The sequence below is a fragment of the Thermomonas sp. genome, assembly GCF_041905325.1.
In the GTDB taxonomy this organism is placed as follows: Bacteria; Pseudomonadota; Gammaproteobacteria; order Xanthomonadales; family Xanthomonadaceae; genus Thermomonas.
This window is the reverse complement of the sequence record NZ_JAYRLK010000021.1, coordinates 1-4,467: the sequence shown is the minus strand read 5'-3', so window position 1 is coordinate 4,467 and position 4,467 is coordinate 1. Positions and strand designations below refer to the sequence as shown.

Annotated in this window: 6 protein-coding genes; 4 read left to right on the top strand and 2 right to left on the bottom strand. The window is 66.4% G+C overall.

Annotated features, from left to right (window positions below):
• The first annotated feature begins 42 nt into the window (after positions 1-42).
• Genes ACE3OK_RS12270 through ACE3OK_RS12255 form a run of 4 tightly spaced genes read left to right on the top strand, consistent with a single transcriptional unit; the run spans position 43 to position 3,557 of the window.
• On the top strand, positions 43-960 hold the full coding sequence (locus tag ACE3OK_RS12270) for an ABC transporter ATP-binding protein (RefSeq protein ID WP_374249835.1): 918 nt from the start codon (positions 43-45) through the stop codon (positions 958-960).
• Complete coding sequence (locus tag ACE3OK_RS12265) at positions 960-1,724, top strand: ABC transporter permease (protein WP_374249834.1); 765 nt, start codon at positions 960-962, stop codon at positions 1,722-1,724. The genes ACE3OK_RS12270 and ACE3OK_RS12265 overlap by 1 nt, the downstream gene beginning before the upstream one ends.
• Before the next feature lie 25 nt (positions 1,725-1,749).
• Positions 1,750-2,958, top strand: a complete 1,209-nt coding sequence (locus ACE3OK_RS12260; protein ID WP_374249836.1) for a sensor histidine kinase — start codon at positions 1,750-1,752, stop codon at positions 2,956-2,958.
• Positions 2,955-3,557, top strand: coding sequence for a DNA-binding response regulator (locus tag ACE3OK_RS12255; RefSeq protein WP_374249833.1), 603 nt, complete (start codon positions 2,955-2,957; stop codon positions 3,555-3,557). Before ACE3OK_RS12260 ends, ACE3OK_RS12255 begins: the two co-directional genes overlap by 4 nt.
• Before the next feature lie 15 nt (positions 3,558-3,572).
• On the opposite strand, the gene ACE3OK_RS12250 is transcribed toward ACE3OK_RS12255, so the two are convergent.
• A complete protein-coding gene (locus ACE3OK_RS12250) occupies positions 3,573-4,286 on the bottom strand; it encodes an HAD family hydrolase (protein WP_374249832.1) in 714 nt (237 codons plus the stop codon).
• A partial coding sequence (locus tag ACE3OK_RS12245) for a hypothetical protein (RefSeq protein ID WP_374249831.1) occupies positions 4,283-4,467 on the bottom strand: 185 nt, incomplete at its 5' end. The genes ACE3OK_RS12250 and ACE3OK_RS12245, both read right to left, overlap by 4 nt.

The window sequence follows — 4,467 nt, the reverse complement described above, 5'->3', positions numbered from 1 at the left end:
CGCGCGGTGAGCATGGGTGCCGATCTCCGCGGAGTGTTACCCATGCAAGCGATGAAACATGTACTGGCGCGATTGAATGGTGCGCGCAAACGCTATGGCGCGGTCGAGGCCCTGCAAGGCATCGATCTGGAATTGCGCGCCGGCGAATTGCTGGCCTTGCTGGGGCCGAACGGGGCGGGCAAGACCACCGCGATCGGCTTGCTCCTGGGCTTGATCCGTGCCGATGCCGGCGGGGTGGAATTGTTCGGCCGCGACCCGCAGGACATCACCGCGCGTCGCCACATCGGCGTGATGCTGCAGGACGCACAACTGCCGCCGACCTTGAAGGTGGGTGAATTGATCCGGCTGACGGCCAGCTACTACCCCAATCCACGCAGCGTGTCCGAGAGCGCCGAGCTGGCGGGTGTGTCGGATTTGTTGGGCCGCCATTACGGCAAGCTCTCCGGCGGCCAGCAGCGCCGGGTGCAGTTCGCATTGGCGTTGTGCGGGCGGCCCAGCCTGCTGTTCCTCGATGAGCCCACCGTGGGCATGGACATCGAGGCGCGGCAAAAACTGTGGGTCGCGATCCGCCATCTGGTGGCCGAAGGCAATGGCGTGGTGCTGACCACGCATTACCTGGAAGAAGCCGAAGCCTTGGCCGACCGTGTCTGCGTGATGGCGCGCGGCAGGGTGATCAGCGAAGGCAGCGTGGAGGCCTTGCGTGCGCGCATCGGCATGAAACGGGTGTGGTGCGCCACCGCATTGCCGCTGGCCGAGGTGGCGCGCTGGCCGGAAGTGGCCGAGGCGCGTCGCGATGGTGAACGCCTGTGCCTGTGCACCGAACATTCCGAACTTCTGGTACGGCGCCTGCTGGCGCAGGACGCCACGCTGGCGCAACTGGAAGTGCGTGCCGCGGGCTTGGCCGAAGCCTTCACCGAGCTGACCCGTGATGACAACCTCGACCTGCAGGAAGCCGCCTGATGAACGCCATGACCGCCACCATGCCGCGCCGCCGTGTCTTCGGCGCCTACCTGCAGGAAGCGCGCAGTGAAATCCTGCGTTACCTGCGCAACCCCGGCTTCCTGCTGCCGATCATCCTGTTCCCGAACGTGTTCTTCGTGATGTTCGGTCTCGTGCTCAATCACGGCAATAGCGAGGCCGCCCGCTACATGCTGGCCAGCTACAGCACCTTCGGCGTGATGGCACCGGGCCTGTTCGGTTTCGGCGTGTCGCTGGCGCTGGAGCGCGACAGCGGCTTGCTGACCTTGAAGCGTGCATTGCCGATGCCGCCGGGTGCCTATTTGGCCGGCAAGATGCTGATGGCGGTGATCGTGGCGCTGGTGGTCGGTGCATTGCTGTTGATGCTTGCGCTGAGCGTGGGGCATGCGCCGCTGACCGGCACGCAGATCGCGCGGCTGTTGTGGGTGGATGCACTCGGCGTGTTGCCGTTCTGCGCGCTGGGCCTGCTGGTCGGCACCCTCCTCAAGGGCCAGGGTGCGCCCGGGCTGCTCAACATGATCTACCTGCCGATGGCCTTCCTGTCCGGGCTGTGGTTCCCGCTGAAGATGATGCCGGCGGTGCTGCAACAGCTGGCACCGATCTGGCCGAGCTATCACTTGAACGCGCTGGCCTTGTCGGCGGTTGGCTTCGACACGGGTGCAGGCCTGCCGCATGTGCTGATCCTGCTCGGCTTCACCGTCGGCTTCCTGTGGATCGCCGCGCGCCGCCTGCGGCGCTACGGTTGATGGCTTGGCTTAGGATGCGCGGATGATGATCCCCGTTTGGCTACGTCGCCATTTCACGCCCGCACCGGATTCGTCGGTCGCTGCCGCGATCCGGCGCGGAAAATCGCCGTGGACCGATGGTGTGCATCTGTTGTGGTCGCTGTGGGTGTTCCTGACGCCGCTGATGGGCGATGGTCACTACACCCGGTTATGGGCGGGCTTGACCGCGGTGTCCTACCCCACCTTCCTGTGGCTGTACGCAAAGACCTTGCTGGCGTCGCGGCGAACCGCATGGAGCTACGCCATCGGCATGGCGGCGTTGAGCCTGCTGCTGTTGCGCTGGTACCCCTCGGGTCTGAGCTACTTCGTGTTCGGCTGCGTGATGCTGCGCATCACGGCGCATCGGCTGGTGCTGGGGAAATACATCCTGCAATTGCTGGCGATGAACCTGGTCTACGTGGGCGTGGCGACGTGGCTGGGCTATCCGCGCGAGCTGTGGCTGTGGGTGCCGGCCATGACCCTGGTGATCGGAATCATCGTCAATGTCGAGCACGTCAGTCAGGAGAAAGATGCCGCACTGGCGCTGTCGCAAGAGGAAGTCCGCAAGCTTGCCGCTACCGCCGAGCGCGAACGCATCGGCCGTGACCTGCACGATTTGCTGGGGCACACGCTGTCACTGATCACCCTGAAGCTGGAGCTGTCGCGCAAATTGTTCGAACGCGACCCGGCCGCATCGAAGCGTGAGTTGGCCGAAGCCGAGACCGTGGCGCGCGAAGCGCTGGCGCAGGTACGCAGCGCCGTCACCGGGATCCGCGCAACCGACCTTGCCGCGGAGCTGGCATCGGCAAAGCTGATGCTGGAATCGGCCGGGGTGCAATTGGACTACGGCCCGACACCGGCGGGCTTGCCGCCGGACGTGGAGCGCGGGCTGGCGCTGGTGCTGCGCGAAGCGGTCACCAATATCTGTCGCCATGCCGAGGCCGCGCAGGCGCAGGTGGAATTCACCCGCGAAGACAAAGCCGTGCAATTGCGCATCAGCGACAACGGCTGCGGCGGCGTCACGGTGGATGGCAATGGCTTGTCCGGCATGCGTGACCGCATCCGTGCCTTGGACGGCAGCCTGAGCGTGGATTCCCCCCGCGGTGGCGGAACCCGGCTGTTGGTGCGGGTGCCGCTGGCATGGCGTGAAGCCCTCCTGCCATTGCGCGCGGTCGATGCGGCGGAGCCTGCCGCGACGCCACGGATACAGGCATGATCCGCATCCTGCTGGCCGAAGACCAGACCCTGCTGCGGGGTGCCCTGGCCGCGCTGTTGGCGCTGGAGTCGGACCTGGAGATCGTGGGCAGCGCCGCCGATGGCGAAGCGGCCTGGCGCGAACTGCAGCGGCTCAAGCCCGATGTGCTGTTGACCGACATCGAGATGCCCGGCCTGACCGGGCTGGAATTGGCCCAGCGCATCGCCCGACACGAACTGCCGATCAAGGTGGTGATCATCACCACCTTCGCCCGCGCAGGCTTCCTGCGTCGCGCGCTGGATGCCGGCGTGCGCGGCTATCTGCTGAAGGATGCGCCGGCGGAACAACTGGCTGAGGCCATTCGCCAGGTTCACCGAGGCGGGCGCGCGATTGATCCCGCGCTGGCGTTGGAAGCCTGGGGCGAGGCCGACCCGCTGACCGATCGCGAACGCCAGGCCCTGCGTCTGGCCGGCGAAGGCCTGTCCGCGGGTGAGATCGCGCAGAAGCTCAATCTTTCCCACGGTACCGTGCGCAATTACCTGTCCGAGGCCATCGGCAAACTGGGTGTGGGAAATCGCATCGAAGCCTATCGACTGGCGCGGCAGAAGGGGTGGCTGTAGCCGCGAATCCGCGGCTCAGGCCACCTTCTTCAAGATCGCCCCGGTCTCCAGCCAATCCGCCAATTCGGTGAGCGTCGTTACCCGCAGATCGGCAGCAGGCTGCGCCTCCGGCCAGACGTGCAGACCGCGGTCGATCCAGCAGGTGCGCAGGCCGGCATGGGCTGCGCCGGCGATGTCCACGCGTGGATCGTCGCCCACATGCAGGACTTGCTCGGGCGGGGTGCCCAGGCGTTGGCAGGCCTCCAGGAAAATCCCGGCATCCGGCTTCGGCGCGCCGTATTCGCGTGCGGTCAATTCGAATTGGAAATGCTGGCTGATGCCGATGGCGGCGAGGTCGGCATTGCCATTGGTCAGTGCCGCCACCGGCACCTGCGCGGCGATGCGGCGCAAGCCGTCGAGTGCATCGGCGAAGAAATCGACCTGATTGCGTTCGCGAAAGAAGATGCCATACGCGGCGCTGGCCAATTCCGGATCGTCGCCACTCTCGCGCAGGGCACGTTCGATGGTCAGCCGCCGCAGCAGGCCGAGGTCATGCGACAGCTCCGGCAGTTCCGCCATCACCCGTTCACGCAGCGCGCGCATTTCCGCGATCGGGAAGCGTTCGGCGGTGCGCGGGCTATGTGTCTGGAACCACGCCTGCAGGGCGGTCTCGATGCGCTCACCGATCGGCGCGAACGGCCACAGGGTGTCATCGAGATCGAGGGTGATGGCGCGGATGGGGGCGATCACGAGGTGGTCACGAACGGGGGAGCCTTGCGGCGAGGTGGGTGCGGCCAGATCGCGGCCGGCTCCGGGGTGGACGCGTCAACGGCGTCCGCTGGCGGTGACGGGGCTGCATCGGCCGAAGGTGCGGTGCCGCCCATGCCGTGGGATTCGAGCAATTGCGCGAGCGAGCGCAGCAGGTTCAGCA